The 21,834-nt window shown below is 34.5% G+C and carries 15 protein-coding genes, 1 pseudogene and 1 other annotated feature; of the genes and pseudogenes, 11 read left to right on the top strand and 5 right to left on the bottom strand.

Annotated features, from left to right (window positions below; genetic code table 11):
* The first annotated feature begins 45 nt into the window (after positions 1-45).
* A complete protein-coding gene (locus ADJ83_RS17985; RefSeq protein ID WP_031540509.1) occupies positions 46-564 on the top strand; it encodes a DUF84 family protein in 519 nt (172 codons plus the stop codon).
* Between the two features lie 89 nt (positions 565-653).
* On the opposite strand, the gene ADJ83_RS26960 is transcribed toward ADJ83_RS17985, so the two are convergent.
* Positions 654-1,625, bottom strand: coding sequence for a methyl-accepting chemotaxis protein (locus tag ADJ83_RS26960; RefSeq protein WP_414630346.1), 972 nt, complete (start codon positions 1,623-1,625; stop codon positions 654-656).
* Positions 1,620-1,751, bottom strand: a pseudogene (locus ADJ83_RS26955) (HAMP domain-containing protein); the annotation flags it as partial. The gene ADJ83_RS26960 and the pseudogene ADJ83_RS26955, both read right to left, overlap by 6 nt.
* Positions 1,752-2,891: 1,140 nt before the next feature.
* Here ADJ83_RS26955 and ADJ83_RS17975 point away from each other — a divergent pair.
* The 4 genes from ADJ83_RS17975 to murC all read left to right on the top strand — a co-directional run bounded on the left by ADJ83_RS17975 (position 2,892) and on the right by murC (position 8,907).
* On the top strand, positions 2,892-3,206 hold the full coding sequence (locus ADJ83_RS17975) for a thioredoxin family protein (protein ID WP_031540511.1): 315 nt from the start codon (positions 2,892-2,894) through the stop codon (positions 3,204-3,206).
* Positions 3,207-3,456: 250 nt separating this feature from the next.
* Positions 3,457-4,257 carry a DUF1444 domain-containing protein gene (locus ADJ83_RS17970; RefSeq protein ID WP_031540512.1) on the top strand — a complete coding sequence of 267 codons (801 nt, stop codon included), beginning with the start codon at positions 3,457-3,459 and terminating at the stop codon, positions 4,255-4,257.
* A gap of 381 nt (positions 4,258-4,638) precedes the next feature.
* On the top strand, positions 4,639-7,152 hold the full coding sequence (locus ADJ83_RS17965; RefSeq protein ID WP_031540513.1) for a DNA translocase FtsK: 2,514 nt from the start codon (positions 4,639-4,641) through the stop codon (positions 7,150-7,152).
* Positions 7,153-7,608: 456 nt separating this feature from the next.
* A complete protein-coding gene (murC, locus tag ADJ83_RS17960; protein WP_031540514.1) occupies positions 7,609-8,907 on the top strand; it encodes a UDP-N-acetylmuramate--L-alanine ligase in 1,299 nt (432 codons plus the stop codon).
* A gap of 124 nt (positions 8,908-9,031) precedes the next feature.
* Here murC and ADJ83_RS17955 read toward each other — a convergent pair whose 3' ends face one another.
* Positions 9,032-10,147, bottom strand: a complete 1,116-nt coding sequence (locus ADJ83_RS17955) for an aminopeptidase (protein ID WP_031540515.1) — start codon at positions 10,145-10,147, stop codon at positions 9,032-9,034.
* A 270-nt stretch (positions 10,148-10,417) separates the two neighbouring features.
* On the opposite strand from ADJ83_RS17955, the gene ADJ83_RS17950 reads away from it, so the two are divergent.
* From ADJ83_RS17950 to ytxJ, 3 genes are all read left to right on the top strand, one after another.
* On the top strand, positions 10,418-10,861 hold the full coding sequence (locus ADJ83_RS17950) for a DUF948 domain-containing protein (protein WP_035416867.1): 444 nt from the start codon (positions 10,418-10,420) through the stop codon (positions 10,859-10,861).
* 17 nt (positions 10,862-10,878) lie between these two features.
* The gene (locus tag ADJ83_RS17945) at positions 10,879-11,346 is read left to right on the top strand and encodes a YtxH domain-containing protein (RefSeq protein WP_031540517.1); all 468 of its coding nucleotides are present in this window, start codon (positions 10,879-10,881) and stop codon (positions 11,344-11,346) included.
* A gap of 210 nt (positions 11,347-11,556) precedes the next feature.
* Positions 11,557-11,883: a bacillithiol system redox-active protein YtxJ gene (gene ytxJ, locus ADJ83_RS17940; protein ID WP_031540518.1), complete on the top strand. Its 327-nt coding sequence runs from the start codon at positions 11,557-11,559 to the stop codon at positions 11,881-11,883.
* 132 nt (positions 11,884-12,015) lie between these two features.
* Here ytxJ and pilM read toward each other — a convergent pair whose 3' ends face one another.
* Entirely contained in the window at positions 12,016-14,175 is a 2,160-nt protein-coding gene (pilM, locus tag ADJ83_RS17935) for a cell division protein FtsA (protein WP_031540519.1), read from the bottom strand.
* 260 nt (positions 14,176-14,435) lie between these two features.
* Here pilM and ADJ83_RS17930 point away from each other — a divergent pair, with 260 nt between their 5' ends.
* Both ADJ83_RS17930 and ccpA read left to right on the top strand, forming a co-directional pair.
* Positions 14,436-15,512 (top strand): bifunctional 3-deoxy-7-phosphoheptulonate synthase/chorismate mutase, encoded by a 1,077-nt coding sequence (locus tag ADJ83_RS17930; protein ID WP_031540520.1) that lies wholly within the window; start codon positions 14,436-14,438, stop codon positions 15,510-15,512.
* A 386-nt stretch (positions 15,513-15,898) separates the two neighbouring features.
* Positions 15,899-16,897, top strand: a complete 999-nt coding sequence (gene ccpA, locus ADJ83_RS17925; RefSeq protein ID WP_031540521.1) for a catabolite control protein A — start codon at positions 15,899-15,901, stop codon at positions 16,895-16,897.
* Positions 16,898-17,036: 139 nt separating this feature from the next.
* On the opposite strand, the gene ADJ83_RS17920 is transcribed toward ccpA, so the two are convergent.
* A complete protein-coding gene (locus ADJ83_RS17920) occupies positions 17,037-19,889 on the bottom strand; it encodes a transglycosylase domain-containing protein (RefSeq protein ID WP_048718571.1) in 2,853 nt (950 codons plus the stop codon).
* A gap of 146 nt (positions 19,890-20,035) precedes the next feature.
* Positions 20,036-20,267, top strand: a binding site (T-box leader).
* Between the two features lie 89 nt (positions 20,268-20,356).
* Between ADJ83_RS17920 and tyrS the strand changes: the two genes are divergently transcribed.
* Positions 20,357-21,613, top strand: a complete 1,257-nt coding sequence (gene tyrS / locus ADJ83_RS17915) for a tyrosine--tRNA ligase (protein ID WP_031540523.1) — start codon at positions 20,357-20,359, stop codon at positions 21,611-21,613.
* Positions 21,614-21,834 lie beyond the last annotated feature (221 nt).

Genomic DNA, 21,834 nt, shown 5'->3' with positions numbered 1-21,834 from the left:
CTGAGATACCTTTTTCTGTAGAAATTTTGTTAGGAGAGAATAATCATGAAAGTTTGTATCGGTACAAATAATATGGCTAAAGTGAATGCCGTCAAAAATTGTCTAGGAAATGACAAACATATGGAATATGCTATGTTCAATGTTAGCTCTGGAGTCAGTGATCAACCATTTTCAGATGAAGAAACTATTAAAGGTGCAATTAATCGAGCCAAAGCTGCTTTACTAGAGGGAGAAGGGGAGATAGGGATTGGATTGGAAGGAGGAGTACATCACACAAATGATATCCTCTTTTTGAATAATTGGGGTGCATTAGTATTAAAGGATGGAACAACCTTTATCGCAAGTGGAGCAAGAATACCGTTACCGAAAGAAATTGAGACGGAGTTAGTTGCAGGGAAAGAATTAGGACCAGTTATGGATGAATATGCCCAAAAAGAAAATGTGCGCCATAACGAAGGTGCTATCGGGATATTTACAAGTGGGAGAATAAATAGAACCTCGATGTTTAAACATGTTGTCGAATTACTCATTGGACAAATGGAATTTCACCAAATAAATAAATAAAGCATAACTCTCATCCGACTTTTTCATAATAGAGGAGATGGCTTAAGTACACCATCTTCTCTATTATCTATATATAAGAGTTATTTTATTTAAAGCTGCTTTTCATCAGGAGGAGATAGCGTGAATTGATTTACTTCACTATGCAGATCTAAGGCGATTTGCTGAAGAAGAGAAGCGGAATCATTTACTTTAATAACAGCCTCTAATTGAACTTCACTAGAAGCAGAAACCTCCTGTGTGGAAGCAGCTGCATTTTGAGAAACATTGTATACCTCAAGAACATCCCCCTTTAAGGACTGATTTGCTTCCTTAATTTTCGTTACTGCTTTGTTGATTGTACCCACTTTTACATTGATATTGGCAATGGATTTCACTATATTTTCAAAAACTAATTTTGTCGTATAAACTGATTTTTCTTGATAACTCCTGTATTCGTTTAACTGTTCAGCATTTTCCTTCAGCTGATTCATTTCCTCTGTCATTTCAGAAACTAAGCAGTGGATGTCTTCTGCTTCCTTTTTTGATTTTTCTGCTAGATGACGAACTTCTGTTGCGACAACCGTAAATCCTTTTCCACTTTCTCCTGCTCTGGCAGCTTCAATAGCAGCATTTAAGGCAAGGAGATTTGTACTGTCTGCAATGGTTTGAATGGTATCAACAATCGAAGCGATTTTTTCCGAATAATAGGTAGCATGTACCACTTTTTTTGTTAGCATTTGTGTTAAGTGAAGAAAATGTGTAGATATATTTTCTAATTCCTTCACTGTTTGCAAGCCTATTTTACTTTCTTCGCTAGCTAAATGAACCTCTTTTGTAACCTGTTTATCAAGTGTCACTGCTTGCTCAATCGCTTCTTCCACATCTTTTATATTATGAAGACTGTTAAATAGACGATTAGACTGTTCTGAAGCTCCTAAAGCAATTTGCTGGATGCTTTGGTCCACTTCATTTGCTTGTGCAGTTGTCTCTTTTGAAATAGTACTTAACTCTTGGGACGAAGCATGTAATTGATCCCCTGAAGTAGAGATAAAGAGTAAACTATTTTGGACTTTTTCTGCCATCTGATTAAAAGCAGTTGCAAGAATACTCATTTCATCTTTAGTTGTTATAGGAACACGATAATAAAAATTTCCCTCACTAATTTTTTTTGCAGCGGAGATAAGTAATTGAATCGATTTATTAATCATTTTTAAAAGAAATAATCCAATGACAAATAGGAGTAAAATGATGAGAATACTGACAGAAAGGATGATGGCAGTATACATTCTATTTTTTTGAAGCAATTCTGTATTTAATCTGTTTTGTTCACTAGATAGGGCGTTTTCAAGTTCTTGAATGTTGGTTTGGATGGATTGAGATTGTGAATCAAAGGCTGTGATAAAATCAGTACTTCCTTCATAAGAACGGTTGATTTCTTTCAAAGCATCAAAATAATTATTGAAACTAGTTGTAATCGCCTGCTTTTGCTCAGCTGAAAGAGCGGTGTTATTATCTAATCTATCTGCATAGCCGGATGAAATCTCGAGGAAATTTTCATAAAATATCTTATTTTGTGTAGTAATATAATGTTCTTCATTAGTATGTAATTCCTCGAGTTCAGAAATAAGAATGCTATCGTTTGTATACTGTATAATCGATTGCAGTTCTTTAACAGAACTTTGAACGTTCCCCTTTAGTCCTTCATATGGTTCGTAACCAATCGTTTCATATTGGTTAGACAATGTATCAAATCCATCTAAATAATTATTCCCATCTGCAGCTATTTGTTTAAATTTTTGTTGTAGTTCTTTTGAAAGATTTTTATCTTCACTGTATTGCTCAGCTAGGTGGACTAATTTTGTCCCCTCAGCTTTTACACTTTCTGCTAATGCGTAGCTTGGTAATTGGAGATATTCCCCTTCGATATTTCGTGTCTCATAAATAATCGCTTTAATCTCTTTTCCATCCCCAATAGTAGATAATAGATGTAGTTCTTGTTGTTTACTTTCTGTTTGAGCATTATTAAGAACGAATATTGCGCCTAAAATAGAAATAAATCCACAAATTGCTAATCCTAAAATAAAATATAATTTCGATTTTATTGTTTTCATTCCATCACCTCTTTTTGAAAATTCTTAAAAAACTGAATATTATATAATTATAGATGGGAATGAAAAATAGGACAATAGTCATTTAAAGAATTTTATGAAATAGTTAAAATGACATGAAAAAAGAGAGGGGATTGGTTGATAAAATCCAATCAATAGGAAAGCATATTAGTAGTTAGGAAAAGGGAATTCTGATACTATTTAAAGAAAGTGGCATGAATTATTTAAGGGGGCTTTACAATGAAAGATTTACAATCAGTAGAAGAATTTACAGAGCTTAAAAATAGTCCGGAAAAACATATTTTTCTTTTTTCAGCACAATGGTGTGGAGACTGTCGATTTATTGAACCATTTATGCCAGAAGTAGAAGCTAAATATGATAACTATACATTTGTACATGTGGATCGAGATAAATTTATTGATACATGCATCGAATTAGACGTATTTGGCATTCCAAGCTTTATTGCTTTTGAAGGCGGAAAAGAACTAGGCAGATTTGTAAGCAAGGATCGAAAAACACAAGAAGAAATTGAAAAATTTATTGAGTCTTTATAAAGGAATGGTGCGTATTTATTACGTGCATAAGTGAGAAGCAGTTTAAGAAGATTTGTTTACGTTAAAAGGTTGTCTCCCATAAAAAATATAGCGTAGGAATAACATAGTTTCCTGCTATATTTTTCTATTTGAGATAACCTTTTTCCATTGATTTGAATAAAATTCATTATCAAAACGATGAATATAAGATGGGATAGAGTATAATAAAAAAAATGACACCTAATAGGACGGAAGTGAAGCAAGAATGAAAATGACCAGTAAAAAAATGAAGGACATGCTTAAACAACGAATTAATAACGAGGATCGGACATTTACTTTTGATAGTAAAAAAGATCTGGTACGCATAGAAAGCAAGCAGACAGGCAAGGGCGTTACGGTCTCTTTACCTGAAATAATTGCAAAATGGGAAACACAAAAAGAGAAAGCAGTAGATGAGATTGTTTATTATATTGAGCATGGATTAGGAGCAATTGAAAAAGATAGCAAAATAGATGGGAAAGAGAAAAAAATCTTTCCAGTTATACGTTCTACTTCTTTTCCACAGCAATCGAATGAAGAGATTCCATTTATAACAGATGAGCATACAGCAGAAACAAGAATATACTATGCCTTAGATATGGGAAACACGTATCGTCTCATCGACGAGAAATTAATGGAAAAGGAAAAGTGGACAAAGACAGCTATTAAAGAGATGGCTCTCTTTAACGTAAGGTCGCTACCAACTAGTGTAAAGACAGACAGTGTTGCAGAAAATATCTTTTATTTTATAAATAGTAATGATGGCTACGATGCAAGTAGGATATTAAATGATGCATTTTTAAAAGAAATGGATGAACAGATGGAAGGAACAATGACTGTTGCTGTGCCACATCAGGATGTCCTTATAATTGGAGATATTCGAAATGAAACAGGGTATGATATACTTGCCCAAATGACGATGAGCTTTTTTGCAAGTGGCAGAGTTCCAATTACTGCATTATCTTTTCTCTATGAAAATGGAGAATTAGAGCCAGTGTTTATATTAGGGAAAAATAAAAAGCGCGAAAAATAATCGTATGAATGTAATCAAATCGATGCATAAATTACTTTTGAATGACATCTAATTGAAATGTTTTTATATTAAAATAACATGCATGTAGGTTGAAAGATACCATGGAGAAGAGGAACACCATTTCCTTTGATGAAAACGGGGAAATTACCCCGTTTTACTTAATTAAAAAGAGAAACTTGATGAAAGGGCAATTAGGAATCAAAAAACTTTCAAATCGTTTCTCTTTTTTTGTAGATGACTCTCATTATACGAATCGATGTTTAATTTTTTGTTTAGTCTCTTCCTGAATAGGGAAAGGAAGAGATGTTAAAAAATAGTGCTCGAAATTCTGAACATAACTGTTAAAATAGTAATGAGATTTGAAAGAAAGAGTGATTAAGTGTGAATTGGTTCAAGAAAGTATTTAAACAGTTTGTTAGTGAAGAAGATGAGCTGAACCAAATTGAAGAAACGGTAGAGGTATACGATCAACCAAACAAGGAATCAACAGCATGGAAAAAAGAGATGGATTCCAAAGTTATTTATCAATATCCGAAAGGAAACTTTCGCTTTCCGTTAATTCCAGATGGGGATGAAGACGATAGGAAGGAAATAGAAAGGAAAACTAGAAGAGAGAAAGCAGGACAAACTTTCGCGGATGAAAGACAAGATAGCAATCAACCATTTAATCGTCCATTAAAAGAAGAGCCTAAAAGTAATCCGAGGGAAAATCAAACATCCAATACATATAGTTCTAATCGACCTTTTAAGCCGACAGAAACAATTTCTCCTATATATGGATATAATCGACCGGAACGAAAAGAAACGAGTATTACGATACAACAACCAAGAGTAAAAGAAGAGATTGAATCTCCGGTTGAATCGGCTACTATCCAGACAGAACAAAGGCAGAATGAGGAATTACTTGCATGGAATGAAATAGTGAATGATAAGATAGCTGTAGCTCAAGAACATCCTACATCCACTCAGGAAGTAATCGAGCCAATTAATGAGCAAGAGGAAATACTTTCTCTGTTTACAGAAGAATGGTTAGAGAGTGAGAAAAACTTGCAAAATAAGGATAGTGGGGATAGTTCACTAGAAGCGGAAGAAATAGTGTCACCTGAAATGGATGATGAAGTTATTACACAAACTGAAAGTTTAGTAGAAGAGCAAGAACAAAACGATCAGCCGATTTTGCTGAAAGATTTGGAAATTGGGGAAGAAAAAATTCCTGAGCAAAATAAGGAAGAAATCATTGGAGCAATTGAAGAAGAAGCGCGAGAGACAGAATTACAAGAAAAAGAAAACAAGAAAGCAACCTCTTCTAGAAAAGGTCCATTGCCTTTTAATGTATTGATGCTAAATAAAGATAGACAGTCATTGGCTAATAAAAAAGTCGAAAATAAAGCCTATGAGAAGCCGCTTCAGCAACCGAAGTTGGAAGAAGAAACCACTTCTATGCTAGAGAAGGATATGGAGAACCATCATGATTTACCATATTACGTTTTTCCAGAAGAAAATTTATTACATCCCCCTATTTTGCAAATAGAAAAGGACGGCTGGATTGAAGAGCAGACACTACTTTTAAATAATACATTTACTAACTTTAATGTTCATGCAAAGGTAGTAAATGTAACACAAGGACCCTCTGTGACACGATATGAAGTACAGCCTGAGCCAGGAGTTAAGGTTAGTAAAATTACAAACCTTTCGGATGATCTAAAATTAAGCTTAGCTGCTAAAGATATAAGAATTGAAGCACCAATTCCTGGAAAGCATACGGTAGGAATAGAGGTGCCAAATCAAAGTAGCCGACCTGTGCTAATAAGAGAAATTTTGGAAAGCGATGAATTTAAAAATTCATCTTCTCCTTTAACTGTAGCTATGGGATTAGATATTTCCGGTAAACCAATCGTAACAGATTTACGAAAAATGCCACATGGCTTAATCGCTGGGGCAACTGGTTCTGGGAAAAGCGTATGTATAAATACAATGCTTGTTAGCTTGCTGTATAAGGCAAAGCCAGAAGAATTAAAGCTATTGTTAGTGGATCCTAAAATGGTTGAGTTGGCACCATATAATTATGTGCCTCATTTAGCAAGTCCCGTTATTACAGATGTAAAGGCGGCAACGGCTGCATTAAAATGGGCTGTAGAAGAGATGGAAAGAAGATATGAGTTATTAGCACATGCCGGGGTTAGAGACATTACTAAGTTTAATCAACTAGCTGATGAACATAAAAGATACAGTGACAAATTGCCTTATTTAGTTATTGTGATTGATGAATTAGCGGATTTAATGATGATGGCACCAGCAGATGTAGAAGAAGCAATTAGCAGAATAGCTCAAAAAGCAAGAGCGTGTGGAATTCACCTTTTGATTGCCACACAGAGACCTTCAGTTGATGTTATTACCGGTTTGATTAAGGCAAATGTGCCGACACGAATCGCTTTCTCTGTCTCCTCTCAAATTGATTCACGAACCGTAATAGATATTAGTGGTGCCGAGAAGCTATTGGGTAAAGGAGATATGCTGTTTTTAGAAAATGGAACATCAAAGCCAGTACGATTGCAAGGTACCTTTGTATCAGATGAAGAAATTGATCAAGTAGTGGCCCACGTTAGAAAAGAAAGAAAACCTGAATATTTATTTGAACAAGAAGAGCTGTTAAAAAAGGTCCAAATGTCTGAAGAAGAAGATGAGCTATTTTATGAAGCATGTGAATTTATTATTGAACAAGGTGGTGCTTCAACATCTAGTCTTCAAAGGAACTTTAAAATTGGCTATAATCGGGCAGCAAGGCTGATTGATATGATGGAAAAGCAAGGGTTTATATCAGAAGCAAGAGGAACGAAGCCTAGAGAAGTATTAATCACAGAAAGTGAATTAATACAATTGCAGGACAGTGAATGAAAAAAGGCTGTTTTCTAAAAAATCGTATTTTATTAATAAAAAAGAATTAGTTGGAAAAATAGAGTAGCGTTATACCTAGACCTAATGAGAGAGTAGCGAGCCACTTTGAGACCCTGCAGAAGCGATTTTAGTGCGAGCCCTGCGGAAAGCGGAGTGTATTTTAGACTTGGGGATAGAGTAACATCTTTACGAAAAAGCTATAAGAAAAGGCATTTGGTTAAAAATGTCATACATTGGAAATGTATTGTTGCGTAGTTTTTCAACTTAAAAGATGATATAATGAATAAATGTGAAATAAAAAAGGAAAAAAAAGTTAATGTTTAGCGAGAACATGAATAAATGCTAAATGAGAAAAAATAAAATAAAATCAAAATTGCATACATATAAATGCAATTAGCAAATTGAATGAGGATATCATATACTGTTAAAAGATATGCGTAGTTGGAGGTTCTTTATATGACTATTTACCACTTCGTAGGTATAAAAGGGTCGGGAATGAGTGCATTAGCACAAATTTTACATGATATGGGTTTCGAAGTACAAGGATCAGATGTGGAGAAAACATTTTTCACTCAGGTTGCTTTAGAACAAGCAGGAATAAAAATTCTTCCTTTTCAACGAGAGAACATTAAACCAGGAATGAATGTGATTGTTGGGAATGCTTTTCCTGATACACATGAAGAAGTAGAAGAAGCAGTGAAGCTAGGACTTCCAGTTATTCGTTACCATCGTTTCCTTGGCGATTTTATGAAGCAATTTACAAGTATAGCCATAACGGGTGCGCATGGTAAAACATCGACGACTGGGTTACTTTCACATGTAATGAAAGGTGCTAAGCCTACTGCGTATTTAATTGGTGACGGAACGGGTAAAGGGGTAGTAGGAGCAGAATATTTTGCTTTTGAAGCTTGTGAATACAGAAGACATTTTCTTTCGTATTTCCCTGATTATGCTGTAATGACTAATATTGATTTTGATCACCCAGATTATTTTGCTAATGTGGATGATGTATTTTCTGCCTTTCAAGAAATGGCATGGCAAGTTAAAAAAGGAATTTTTGCTTGTGGAGATGATGAACATCTGCAAAAAATTCAAGCGAAAGTACCGGTAGTATTTTATGGATTTGGTGACGAAAATGACTTCCAAGCAAGGAATGTGGAGAAAACAACGGAAGGCACAACGTTTGAAGTGTATGTACGTAATACGTATTACAATACATTCTCTATCCCGACATTTGGTGATCATAATATCTTAAATGCTCTATCGGTGATCGCGCTTAGCCATTATGAAGAATTGGACGCAGAAGTCGTGAAAGAACGTTTAATGACATTTGAAGGTGTTAAACGAAGATTTACAGAAAAGACAATCGGTACACAGGTAATTATTGATGACTATGCCCACCATCCTACAGAAATCAAAGCAACGGTGGAAGCAGCACGTCAGAAATATCCTGATCGTGAAGTAGTTGCTGTATTCCAGCCACATACATTTTCGCGTACACAAGCGTTTCTTCAAGAATTTGCAGACAGTTTGAATTTGGCAGATTCTACCTATCTATGTGATATATTTGGTTCTGCCCGTGAAAATCACGGTAAGCTAAGCATAAAAGACTTAGCAGATAAAGTACCGGGAAGCAAAATCATTTCCGAAGAAACGATTTCTTCATTAAGTGAACATAATAACAGTGTCATCTTGTTTATGGGCGCAGGCGATATTCAAAAATATCAAAGTGCTTATGAAAAAACATTAGAATAGACAATAGGACTCTTAGCTTCATATTTAAGAGGGGAAAGAAAGGGATCAGAATGTTAATTCTGATCCCTTTTTTGACAATTTATACGGATATTTTAAAAACCAAATGTTTAGAATTTCAATATCATTACTTTAAATTCTCTGGATTCAATGCTTCTAATTCTGGAATGACAAACTTACCATCTTTTCTGATGAGCACATCGTCAAAGTAGATTTCTCCGCCACCATAATCAGGACGTTGAATATTTACCATATCCCAGTGGATATTGGAGTTATTGCCATTATAGGCGTTATCGTAAGCTTGTCCTGGTGTAAAGTGGAAGCTTCCATCGATTTTCTCATCGAATAAGATATCTTGCATCGGATGTAAAATATATGGGTTTACTCCAATAGCAAATTCACCAATATAACGAGCACCTTCATCTGTATCCAGAACTTTGTTCAATCTTTCTGTATCATTTGAAGTTGCTTCAACAATTTTTCCATCTTCGAACTTTAAGCTTACATTTTCAAAAGTAAAGCCCTGATATGGGGAAGGTGTGTTATATGTTAGTACTCCATTGATTGAATCTCGTACAGGAGCAGTATAGACTTCACCATCTGGGATATTCATTTGTCCAGAACATTTTATTGCAGGAATATCCTTAATAGAGAAGGTTAAGTCTGTGCCAGGACCAGCTAAACGAACTTTATCTGTACGATTCATTAACTCCACAAGGGCATCCATTGCTATATCCATTTTCCCGTAATCTAGATTACATACATCGAAATAGAAATCCTCAAATGCATCTGTGCTCATTCTCGCAAGCTGTGCCATGGATGCACTAGGATAACGTAGGACAACCCATCTAGTTTTTGGCACACGAATTTCTCTATGTACCTTTTTACCAATTGTCGATCCTTCAATCTTCATTCCCTCTGCTGGTACGTCTGCAAGTTCATTAATGTTATCGCCAGCACGAAGCCCAATGTATGCATCCATATTACGCATTACATTTGCTTCAAATTGTGCCATCATTTCATATTGCTCTTCTTGAGCTCCTAAAAGCAAGGAACGATTAATATCATTGTCTTTTAGGGAAACAAATGGGTAACCTCCAACAGCGTATGCTTCACGGACAAGGGCTTTTACAAGCTCCTTTTGAAGTCCAAAGTTTTCAATAAGTACTTTTTCTCCTTTTTGTAAACGAACAGAATAATTAATTAAATTTTTTGCTAGTTGATCAATGCGTGGATCTTTCATATGTACCTCCAAGTTTTATAAATGTGATAACTTTCTTATTGTACCCGAAAAAATTTTTTCCTTAAATATAAACGGTTATAAAAAATAAGAAATAAGAAAAAAATAATCAGAATCGGACTCTTTCTATTATTTTTCTCCACAAACATGGTCCCGTAGTAGAGGAATGGAAAGGAATCATTTGTTTCTGTAAGTTTTTCCAATTATAATAAAACTAAGGTTTTAGTCATACCGATTGTGGGAAAAGACCAATAAAGTGGAGGTGCGATAAGGATGATAAATCTTTTATATTTAAGTGTAGCTTTAATAGCTATAGCATTTACAATTCTAGTCATTTATGTTGCTAGAACATTGAAATCACTACATATCACGCTTGATAGTGTTTCAAAAACACTTGTCGGGTTAGAAAGGCAATTAGATGGCGTTACAAGAGAAACAACAATTTTATTACAAAAAACGAATGATTTAGCTACAGATATTCAACAGAAATCGGAAAGTTTAAATTCAGTCGTAGATGCAGTCAAGGATGTAGGAACAAGTGTACAAGGTTTTAATCAGTCTGTTCAAACGATTACGCAAAATGTAGAAAATACACTTACGAAAAATCAAGATAAAATAGCTCAAATTGTTCAATATAGCAAAGTATTTATGAATATTAAAGATCAGTGGCAAGCTAGAAAGACAGAACAAAATCGAACGCGAGTAAGAAGTAATTAAAAGGAGGATGTTTAATAATGAAGCGAGAACAAGAAATAATCCATGCAAATGAAAACTCAAGTACGAAGGATTTTCTAGTCGGTGCCATTTTAGGTGGGGTTGTCGGTGCAGCTACCGCTTTATTTCTTGCTCCAAAGCCTGGAAAAGAATTGCTTCATGATTTGAACGGACAAGCAGGAGCTTGGAAGGATAAAGGAATTGAATTAACGGATACTGTAAAAGAAAAAGGCACAGAGTTCATTTCCATTGCGAAGGATAAAACAGACAAGATTAGTAATGTAGTAACAAAAACTTCTAGTGATATTATGGATAAGGTGAAAAGTACGAAAGCACAAGATAATACTTCTGATCATTTTGATGAACTGAAAGAAGAGGCATCTGATTTAAGTACTAGTTTAAAAAGCTCGGAATTTGATGAAATTCAACAAAAACTAGCAGAAACAAAAAAAGCATTTGATGAAACAGAAAGTAAATACAATCATTGATAAGGACGATTTGTATAAAATATCGTTAAAGTTTGCAGTCTATATTACCATTCGCTTTCTACGCTAAAAAGAGACAGTCTTTTAAGTTAAGCTACATGCAGAAAGCCAATAGGTATATAGGCTGTTTTAAGTAGATTGATTCCTTTCTAGAACCCTTTCGATTAGTTAAAGAGTCTTAGGAAAGCTATTTAAGATAAAGGATGGTTAGAAATGAAAAAAATAGACACTGTTGAAAAATTTGAAGGTCTTGTTCAAAGTAAAGAGATATTTTGGTTGGTTAAGCATAGCTTGACATGTCCAATTAGTGCGAATGCTTTTGATGAATATAAACAATATGCGGAAGATAATAAAGAAATCGCTACATACTATTTAGCTGTACAAGAATCAAGAGCATTATCTAACTATATTGCAGAAAATTATCAAGTAAGGCATGAATCTCCGCAAGCGTTACTTTTTGAAAACAATCATATTGTTTGGCATACATCACATGGAAAAATAACGGTAGATTCTTTACAAAAAGCTGTGATAGAAAGATAATGTAGGGTAGTCCTAGCGATTCAGCTAAAGATAAGTAAAAATCAAATTTTACATAAAAAGGAAGTCGGAAGATGGTAGTCTGACTTCCTTTTGTAATGTTAAATGATTTATAACCGTTTATTTGTCTTTATTCTAACTTCCTGTTTTAACAGGCCAAACGATTGAAAGCTTATCGTCTTTTTTTATAGGGGTTAAAAAGGTTGCACGTTCTCCGTTTCGTAAAAGCTGAAAAGATCCCCCGCCGTTTTGAGGCATATTAATATTTACAAAAGCGAATAAATCTTGAAATAAAAACCCCTCAAATGGTTTTTGCTCTATTCTAATGTCATCTCCACTGTATAAAAGATCATCCAGTTGTAGAATTTGTCCCTTTCTTTGTATTTGTGCTAATTGTTTTGTAAGGGTTATTTTTTTGTCATTAAAATAGACAGGAAGTATTTGGTACATTAAAATTTGTTTTTTTTCTGTTAATTCTTGAACAGTTGGTGTTTTTCTTTGTTCTAATATAATTTCATCATTATGTTCAAAATACTGACTTATACGACAAGGCAAACCATTCTTAATAATTTTTCCAGAAAAAGCAGGAAGAATCGTTTCTTTTCCGTTTATTAAAAGTTGGAATGGCTGAAGTTCATCAATAAGATGGGTTAAATTTAGTGATTTTAATGCCTCATGAATGGTGGTATCTGCGTGATACACGATGATATCTTTATCTTCTACTTGGTAATCACTTGAAACAGCTTCTCCATTGCATACAATCTTAGAATGAATCGTATAGCTTTTATTATTAATCATAATATTTTTGTCTGCTTCTGTATCAATTAAGTCCTTTATTTGAACAATTGCTTGTTCTCCATCCTTCCCACAGTAAACGGTTAATGCTTCTCCATCCTCCACTGTATCTTCTAATGAGCAAGGTATTTCATTTCTTAAAATAGTTGGTCCTTTGCCATGACTTCCTGGAATAGTTATTTTTTGATTATTTATCGTAACAATCATAGCATTGCCTGGTTTTCCATATAGCTGGGTCATCTTTATGCCAGATGCCAAAAGACAATCTCCAACGGTTAATTTATTTACTTCAAATAATCTGACAGGTTGTTCATTAATATAAACCGTTTTATATTGGACTGGCATTTTTTCAGCTGTAATAGCGATTCCAATTGGTGTTACAAGCTCTGGTCCAAAGTGGAAGGACTTTTCAAAGGTTAGTTGGGTGATAGCATCGATTCCTCTTATTGCAACTCTATTAGCAGGCAAATTTAGCATTTCTGCAATCTTCAACTGTAATGCCGGCGTTTGGCTTCCGCCACCAACTAGCATTACTGCTTTAGGTGATTTGTGATTATTTAACGAAAGAATTTCCCTACAGATGGTATCTGCCAATTTATCTAGTGCTGGCTCGATTTCTTTAATAACCTCTTCTTTATGTAATTCAGTCGTGAATCCAAGGATATCTGAAATCTCAATATGATCATTTTGAGATAATTCTCTTTTCGCCTTCTCTGCCAGTGGAAAGTCTAATAAATATGCATCACTTAGTGCCTCGGTTATTTCATCTCCCGCAACGGGGACCATTCCATAGGCAATAACAGTACCAGAATCAGTAATTGCTATATCGGATGTTCCAGCCCCAATGTCTACTAAAGCAACATTTAATCTTCTCATGGAGGGGGGTATAAGTACATTGATGGCTGCAATTGGTTCAAGCGTTAAAGCTTGCATTTCTAAATCTGCTCTATGTAAAGCAGCTATCAGGGATTCGACAACAACCTTAGGTAAAAAAGTAGCGATAATTTCTACTTTTGCAATTAAACCTTGCTGGTCAATTAAGCTACCCATTTCTTGATCATCAAGAGAATAGTGGAGAACAGAATAGCCAACACAATAATAAAATTGTCCTTTATCACGTTCATTTTTTTCTGCAACAGAGCTTTGAGCTTGCTGCACAGCAGTCAATTCCAAATGTAATATATCTTCTTTTGTAATTAACGGTTTTCTTTCTATGTTCATTTCATAAGATGCTCGTTCTGTCTTTAAAGCTCTTCCAGCAGCTGCAACACTAACTTTTTCCAGAGGGCCATGTTTTATTTCTAATTGATTTTTAATTTCTTTAATAATTTTAGATACGGCTAATACGTCATGAATTTGACCATCTAACATTGCTCTTTCTGTATGTTCAATGGCTAAAAGGTCAGAAACATGATATTTGTCTTCTTTCTTTTCTAAGATAATACCGACAACGGAGCGAGTACCAATATCTAATGCAAACAGTTTTTCATTATTTTGCACAGAAAAACACCTTCTTTTTTATTTAAATATAAACTCTTGTTCAAGGCAGAATCATTTATTAACATATTAATTATAACGCTTTAACGCTTAAAAGCGTTTAATTATTAAAGAAAAATAGTGACAAGGCGATAAATTTGATTTATAATTAATCCAATTAAAAGAAATGTAACATATTTTTGTATTTGTATAAAGAATCTAGGCAAATTGTATAATGGAATTATACGGTTTTGGTCTTTTTTAATGAAGGGATGAGGATGATTGTGAGCAATAAGGAATTGGAAGAATTACGTAATCGTGTAGATGAGCTAAACTTAGAAATTTTAGAAAAAATTAATGAGCGTGCAAGCCTTGTTCAAAAAATTGCGCAAACAAAAGATACCCACGGTGTACATCGATATGATCCAGTCCGTGAAAGAAAGATGCTTGATCATATTTTAAATAAAAATAATGGTCCATTTGATAATGGAACTATTTCTCATTTATTTAAGCAGATTTTTAAAATGGGCTTACAATTACAACAAGAAGATGATAGTAAAGCATTATTAGTATCACGTAAGAAAAAGGCAGAGGATACAATTGTTGATATTAAAGGAACAAAAATTGGTGATGGTACGCCAAAATTTGTGTTTGGTCCTTGTTCAGTTGAATCTTATGAGCAAGTAGCTCAAGTTGCTGCATCGGTGCAAGCAAAAGGGCTAAAGCTTCTTCGTGGTGGTGCATTTAAGCCGAGAACATCTCCTTATGATTTCCAAGGCCTAGGTGTAGAAGGTTTAAAAATATTAAAAAGAGTAGCAGATGAATATGATTTAGCAGTAATCAGTGAGATTGTGAGTACGGAGCATATCGAAACAGCTCTAGATTATATTGATGTCATTCAAATTGGTGCACGTAATATGCAAAACTTTGAATTATTAAAAGCAGCTGGTAGTGTGAAAAAACCAATTCTATTAAAACGTGGATTAGCGGCAACGATAGAAGAATTTATAAATGCTGCAGAATATATCATGTCCCAAGGGAATGACCAAATTATCCTTTGCGAACGTGGTATTCGTACGTATGAGCGTGCAACAAGAAATACATTAGATATCTCTGCGGTTCCTATCTTAAAACAGGAAACGCATCTGCCAGTCTTTGTTGATGTAACACATTCGACAGGAAGAAAAGATTTGTTATTACCTTGTGCAAAGGCAGCTTTAGCAATTGGAGCAGATGGAGTAATGGCAGAAGTTCATCCTGATCCTGCAGTAGCATTATCTGATTCTGCACAGCAAATGGACATTGAACAATTTGATGAATTTTACCGAGCAATACAATCTACACCGTATGTAAGAGTTTAAAGCTCTAGTAGAATAGGTAAAGAGTCCCGTTCGTGTTAAACTAACATGAACGGGTTTTTTATCTTTTAAACGGGTAAAGAAAAACTATGTAATATAAATGATTACTTATACATCAATAGGATAATTATTTATATTTTTCTCGTTTTTATGGTAAACTGAATGGAAGAATGCTCAAATAAGGTTTTATTTTACTAAATGACGAAAAAAAGTCGATTTTTTTGAAAAAAAATGAAAGCTTGTCATTGCGGCTTTTGCGACGATATCGTATCATTAGTACATAATTAGACAAGATTAGCTAAATAAAAATCGATTATGATTAGGAAGTAGCTTCTTGCCGTAAAATAATAGAAAGAAATTAGTTCGACTAAAAGGAGTGCAAAATAACAATGAATATAACAATATATGACGTTGCAAGAGAAGCGAGTGTTTCTATGGCAACCGTTTCCCGTGTTGTTAATGGAAATCCGAACGTAAAGCCAACAACAAGAAAAAAGGTTCTAGAAGTTATCGATCGATTAGGATATCGTCCCAATGCAGTAGCGAGAGGGCTTGCAAGTAAGAAAACAACAACTGTTGGAGTAATTATTCCAGATATATCAAGTACTTTCTTTGCAGAATTAGCTAGAGGGATTGAAGATATTGCTACAATGTATAAATATAATATTATTTTAAGTAACTCTGATCAAAATAAAGATAAAGAGCTACATTTATTAAACACGATGTTAGGAAAACAAGTGGATGGTATTGTATTTATGGGTGGTAATATAACAGAGGAACATGTTACTGAGTTTGAGAAGTCTCCTGTGCCAATCGTTCTTGCTGCTAGTATAGAGGAAAGCAAGAAGATTTCTTCTGTTAATATTGATTATGCTCAGGCTGCATATGATGTGGTGACTAGCTTTGTGGAGAAGGGTCATAAGTCTATTGCAATTGTTCTAGGATCCTTAGAAGAGCCAATCAATAAAAATGAGAAATTAGGCGGTTATAAGAAGGCTTTAGAGGCAGCTGGGATTGCTTATAATGAAGATTTAGTAATTGAAGGAGATTATACCTATGAATCTGGTATGGAATCTTTTGATAAATTAATGGAAATTGATAATAAACCAACCGCTATCTTTGTTGGTTCAGATGAAATGGCTTTAGGGGTAATTCATGGAGCTGAAGATAAGGGATATAAAGTTCCGGAAGATTTTGAAATTGTGACATCTGATAATACGAAATTAACTTTAATGGTACGTCCACAACTAACAACTGTTGTACAACCTTTATATGATATAGGGGCAGTAGCAATGAGATTGCTGACCAAATATATGAATAAAGAAACGGTGGAAGATCATATTGTAACACTTCCACACCGTATTGAATCTCGTAAATCAACAAAATAATGATTTATTAAAAACCAAAGCTGGAGAAAATTCTAGCTTTGGTTTTTTGTATGGGAAAATGATTAAGGTTTTGGGATGGTGTTTGTAATAAGGATAAAAAGAAGAGAGAATCAATGATGATTCTCCCCTCAAATATGCTTTAATTATTCTCTTTCTCACCATCATCCTTGGTTTGTTCTGCATTGTTTTGCTGGTTCTCTTGTTTCGTGTTTTCTTCATTATTTTCTTTTTTATTGTCGGATTTTTCTTCTTTTTGTTCTTCTTGCACTTTTCCTATAACAATTTCATTTGATGCTTTTGATTCTTTCCCCGCAATATCAACAGCCTTAACGATAAAGGTTCCATTACTTGCTTTAAAGCTCAATGTATTGCCTGCTTTTATGCTTTGTACCTTTTTTCCATCCTTATATACACGATAGCCAATAACATCTTTTTCATTATGTTTGCTCCATGTAATCGTATCACCTTTTTGACTTATTTTCAGTGCATTAGGTGCCTTACCATTGTCTTCAATCTTATTATTTGGAATGATAAGATTCTTCAGCTTTGGATTATTTTCGCTTAATATACTTGAATCACTAATGCGTATACCAAATAATTTTTCAATGTAATCTGGATTTAACATTAATCCTTCTTCGGCAAATTCACTTGGTGTTGAATCTAAGGCCATGTATTTTTTATTGTTAATCTCAACATATTTACCAGCAACTAAGCTATCATCCTTTTTGGATGGAACAGTACCAGATTTAAATAAATCGGTAGTAACTAACCCAGCTTTGGAGCAGCCCTCAGAAGGAAGTAGTCCAGAAATAGAACAAACAGATTGTCTTACGATTCCACCAGGCATTTTAAAGGTTTCTGAAGGATCAATGAGCTCAGGTGCTATGTCGTATGCAGCGTTCAATAAATCTGCCCATAAATAATTATTACGTTTACTGTATGATAAGCCAGATGTTTCTAATGATTTTGGTGTATCATAGCCGGTCCATACTCCGAATGTAACATTCGGATTGGTGGCAATTAACCAAGAATCATTTAAATCCTGTGTTGTACCAGTTTTTCCAGCCCAATCTGAGTGGAATTTTAAGCGGCCATTTACAGCAGCTGCTGTTCCTTGATTAATAACATCTCTCATCATATCTAATGTTAAATATGCAGTTTGTGGACTAAATACATCCACGGGCTGTACTTCATGTTGATAAATAATATTTCCATCTTTATCTTCAATTTTTTCAATCATATATGCATCAATATGTTTACCGCTATTAGCAAATGTAGAAAATGCATTTGTATTTTCTTCAACAGTTAACCCATATGAAAGCCCTCCGATAGCGGCAGATCTTGTAGAATAATCTTGTTCATCTAAAGTAGTAATACCCATTTTTTCTAGATATTTCATTGGGTTTTGCGGCATGATATCAATATATGCCTTAACAGCAGGAACGTTATAGGATTGTTGCAATGCATATCTTGCTGTTACCAACCCATGGAACCGAAAATCATAGTTGTTTGGCCATACTTTTCCTGGTGTACTAGGGTTTAACTTTAATGGTAAGTCTGGAAGAACACTACCTGGTGATAATGTGCCTAGTTCAATGGCAGGAGCATATACTAGTAGTGGTTTCATTGTTGATCCATTTGGTCTAACACTGCTTGTAGCATGGTTTGTCGCTTCTCGATTATAATCACGTCCCCCAACAAAGCTGATAATCGCTCCGGTTTTATTTTCTATTAGAATTGCTCCCGTTTCTACTGGTTCCATAATGGTTACTTTTTCATTCGTTTCTGGATCAATCACTTGTTGTGGCTTGTCTGGACCAAATAGTTGAGAGTTTTTAACCGTTTCTTGTTGAATATCATAAATTTTCTTATTAATAGTGCTATGAATTTTATAGCCATTTTGATGGATTTGACGGTCTGCAATTATGTTGTACTGTTCTGCTAATATGTCATCTGCTTGTAAGTCTTCTTTTGTATATCCGTCTTCTTTTGCTAACAGCTCAGCAATAATTTCTATACTTCTTTGTTGTATCTCAATAGTTAAAGCAGGATATTCTTCAATTGGACTTTTTTTAGGACCAATAAAATCCTCCGTTATATCATATGCTATAGCAGCTTCATATTCTTTTTTAGAAATTTTTTCTTGATCATACATTCGGTTTAAAACGGTTTTCATTCGATTTAAACCAGGTTCTAAGTTCTTTTTTAGCTTTCCTTCTTGGGTAAAAGGAGTATAACCAAATGGACTTTGCGGGAGTCCTGCAATAAATGCAGCCTGCGGCAATGTTAAGTCTTTAGCTTCCACTCCAAAGATTCCGTTTGCTGCTGCTTGTACACCAGCAATGTTTCTGCCAGAAGAATTTCTTCCAAAAGTTGAAACATTTAAGTATGCTTCTAATATTTCATCCTTGTCAAAAAATTTCTCTAGCCTCAGCGCTAGTAATATTTCCTTAGCTTTTCTTTCAAAAGATACTTCATTTGTTAAGATTTGATTCTTTATCAATTGTTGTGTTAACGTACTTCCTCCTGATTGAGTGGAAGTGTTAGCAACTTCTTGAAATAATGCACGGAAAATTGCTTTTGGGACTACTCCGTTATGGGTATAGAAATTTTCATCCTCTGTAGCAATCACAGCATCCTTTAAATAGGATGAAACATCTTTAATTTTTACTTCTTCTCTTTCAAGGTCAGTAGGAACTTTTCCTAGAAAATCATTGTTGGCAAAGTATAGTTCGGATGTTTCTTCATAATTGTAAATTTCTTTTTGCATGGAAGCATAAGGACGAATTGGCTCATCTTTAACAAGTGATGCAAAGTATCCTGCACCAATTCCGAGGCCAAATGCCCCGCCTATCACGATAATAATGATAAACAGCAAGGTAACATTCCATGTTACCTCATAGGTTACACGGGCTCCTTTTATTGTTCTTTTATTGGTGAAGAAGTTTTTAAAATGGTTTAATGCATTTTTCCACTTCGGCCTTTCATTCATGTATCATTCCCCCTAAAATCACATACATTATAGCATAAAGAAGAAGGGAATATAGACAGAGTTCGGTATTTTTCCTCTTTTTTCGAATAATTGTTTGACATTAATAGCTTTACTATGGTAAAAATAAGCTAACTATATATTGATTCGTTATTGCTTTGAAGGGAAGAAGTAGTTCTTTTATCACTAGAAACAGAGAGCCATTGGTTGGTGGAAAATGGTATAAATAAAAGGATGAATTACCTCCTGGAGCTTTCACTGGGAAAATTGCGCATATTTGTGTATTAGTAGCAGTGAACGGTAGAAACCGTTATTCTAATTAAAGTGGAGAATCATTTTCTCAAGTTTTGGGTGGTACCGCGCTAATTTGGCGTCCCTGCATTTAATTGCAGGGACTTTTTTGCGTTACCTATCAACAATAACGAAAAATATGATAAGTACAACTACTTATAATTAATGGAGGAATATAAATGAACTTACTAGAAGATCTTCAGTGGAGAGGGATTATTTATCAACAAACAGACGAAGATGGCTTGAAAGAGCAATTAGCAAAAGGAATGACTAGTTTGTATTGTGGAGTGGATCCAACTGCTGATAGTATGCATATTGGCCATTTACTGCCATTTCTAACATTAAGACGTTTTCAAAATGCTGGGCATCGACCAATTGTATTAGTCGGTGGGGCAACTGGTTTAATTGGAGACCCAAGTGGAAAAAGCGAAGAAAGAAAGCTGCAAACATTAGACGTTATTGGACACAATGTGAAATGCTTGCAATCTCAATTAGAAAGAATCTTTGATTTTGATGGAGCAAATGGTGCAGTAATGGTTAATAACTATGACTGGGCAGGGAAGATGGATATTGTAACCTTCCTACGTGATTATGGAAAGCATATTGGTATCAATTATATGTTAGCAAAAGATACGATTGCGAATCGTTTGGAAACAGGAATTTCCTTTACAGAATTCACGTATACGATATTACAAGCATTGGACTTTTTACATTTATATGAAAACCATGATTGCAAATTGCAAATTGGCGGCAGCGACCAATGGGGAAATATTACAACTGGATTAGAATTAATTAGAAAGAATATGCCAGAAGGTGCAAAGGCCTACGGGTTAACGATACCTCTTGTAACAAAAGCAGATGGCACTAAGTTTGGGAAAACGGAAAGTGGAGCAGTTTGGTTAGATCCTGAAAAAACAACTCCATATGAGTTTTATCAATTTTGGATTAATACTGCCGATGCAGATGTAATTAAATATCTAAAATTCTTTACTTTCCTTTCAAAAGAAGAAATAGAAGCATTAGAAAAATCGGTACAAGAGGAAGCACATCTACGTAAGGCACAAAAAACATTGGCAGAAGAAATGACAAAATTAATTCATGGCGAAGTGGCACTTGAACAAGCACAAAAGATAACTGCAGCATTGTTTAGCGGTGATATAAAAAACTTAACTGCAGAAGAAATAAAACAAGGTTTTAAAGATGTGCCGACATATGAACATAAAGAGGGAGAAGCCCTTCTTGTAGATTTACTTGTAGCAGCAGGGATTGTATCTTCGAAAAGACAAGCGCGTGAAGATATAACTAATGGAGCTGTCTATATTAATGGGGAACGGAAACAGGCATTAGATTATGTCCTGACAGAGGAAGATCGGATTGAAGGACAGTTTACTGTCATTCGACGTGGAAAGAAAAAATATTATTTAATTAAGTTTTAAAGGGAAATGCCTCAAAAGGATTACTTTTGAGGCATTTTTTTTATGAAAGGGAGAAACTGTATATGCTCAAGCTAAATATTCAATTGTGAAGGTTCTATCTTATTGCTTCCTCTTTTTCTAATGGCAACATTTTGTTACAAAATATTGTCTAAAATGTGAAAAAGATATATTTTCTTCCAATTGCAATCTGTTTATTCTATAAAATGATTTATACTTATAGA

It is taken from the genome of Bacillus sp. 522_BSPC (assembly GCF_001076885.1).
GTDB classification, from domain to species: Bacteria; Bacillota; Bacilli; order Bacillales; family Cytobacillaceae; genus Niallia; species Niallia hominis.
Note: the sequence above shows the minus strand (reverse complement) of the source record. Positions and strands in the feature narration are given on the sequence as shown.

Excerpts from the sequence above, each read along its gene's own strand:
- ADJ83_RS17920 (WP_048718571.1), bottom strand. The coding sequence starts at position 19,889 with ATGAATGAAAGGCCGAAGTGGAAAAATGCATTAAACCATTTTAAAAAC.
- ADJ83_RS17950 (WP_035416867.1), top strand. The coding sequence starts at position 10,418 with ATGATAAATCTTTTATATTTAAGTGTAGCTTTAATAGCTATAGCATTT.
- tyrS (WP_031540523.1), top strand. The coding sequence starts at position 20,357 with ATGAACTTACTAGAAGATCTTCAGTGGAGAGGGATTATTTATCAACAA.
- ADJ83_RS17945 (WP_031540517.1), top strand. The coding sequence starts at position 10,879 with ATGAAGCGAGAACAAGAAATAATCCATGCAAATGAAAACTCAAGTACG.
- ADJ83_RS26960 (WP_414630346.1), bottom strand. The coding sequence starts at position 1,625 with ATGGCAGAAAAAGTCCAAAATAGTTTACTCTTTATCTCTACTTCAGGG.
- ytxJ (WP_031540518.1), top strand. The coding sequence starts at position 11,557 with ATGAAAAAAATAGACACTGTTGAAAAATTTGAAGGTCTTGTTCAAAGT.
- ccpA (WP_031540521.1), top strand. The coding sequence starts at position 15,899 with ATGAATATAACAATATATGACGTTGCAAGAGAAGCGAGTGTTTCTATG.
- murC (WP_031540514.1), top strand. The coding sequence starts at position 7,609 with ATGACTATTTACCACTTCGTAGGTATAAAAGGGTCGGGAATGAGTGCA.
- ADJ83_RS17985 (WP_031540509.1), top strand. The coding sequence starts at position 46 with ATGAAAGTTTGTATCGGTACAAATAATATGGCTAAAGTGAATGCCGTC.
- ADJ83_RS17955 (WP_031540515.1), bottom strand. The coding sequence starts at position 10,147 with ATGAAAGATCCACGCATTGATCAACTAGCAAAAAATTTAATTAATTAT.
- ADJ83_RS17970 (WP_031540512.1), top strand. The coding sequence starts at position 3,457 with ATGACCAGTAAAAAAATGAAGGACATGCTTAAACAACGAATTAATAAC.
- ADJ83_RS17975 (WP_031540511.1), top strand. The coding sequence starts at position 2,892 with ATGAAAGATTTACAATCAGTAGAAGAATTTACAGAGCTTAAAAATAGT.